Source organism: Vibrio sp. 704 (assembly GCF_033339295.1).
Window position 1 is genome coordinate 1 of the sequence record NZ_JAWOUH010000607.1, and the last position, 626, is coordinate 626.

Consider the following 626-nt stretch of genomic DNA (forward strand, 5'->3'; position numbering starts at 1 on the left):
ACCATATTGCTCCAAATGTCTTCAAAGAACTTGGTGCAGATGTAATCGCGATGGGTGTTGAGCCAAATGGTATCAACATCAATGAAGAAGTCGGTGCTACAGACGTTCGCGCGCTACAAAAACGCGTTGTAGAAGAGCAAGCTCATCTTGGTCTTGCATTCGATGGTGACGGCGACCGTATCATCATGGTTGACCATTTAGGTAATAAAGTCGATGGTGACCAAATTGCTTACATCATCGCACGTGATGCTTTGCGTCGTGGTGAACTAAAAGGTGGCGTGGTTGGTACGTTGATGACTAACCTAGGTATGGAAAATGGCCTGAAGCAATTAGGCATTCCATTTGTTCGTGCAGCTGTCGGTGACCGCTATGTAATGGAGCAATTGCTGGCTAAAGGCTGGAAGATCGGCGCCGAAAACTCTGGTCACGTTATCTTGCTAGATAAAGTAACAACGGGAGACGCGATTGTTGCAGCTCTACAAGTGCTTGCTTCTGTTGTTGGTAGTGATATGTCTCTGCACGACTTGTCGCAAGGCATGACGCTTTACCCACAAGTTTTAGAAAATGTACGTTTCGCTGGTGAAAACAACCCTCTAGAAGCGCAAGCAGTATTGGCTGCTGTAGAA

The 626-nt window shown here is 46.5% G+C and carries 1 pseudogene; it reads left to right on the forward strand.

From position 1 onward, the window contains the following. A pseudogene (glmM, locus tag R7R24_RS28020) lies at positions 1-626 on the forward strand (phosphoglucosamine mutase); the annotation flags it as partial.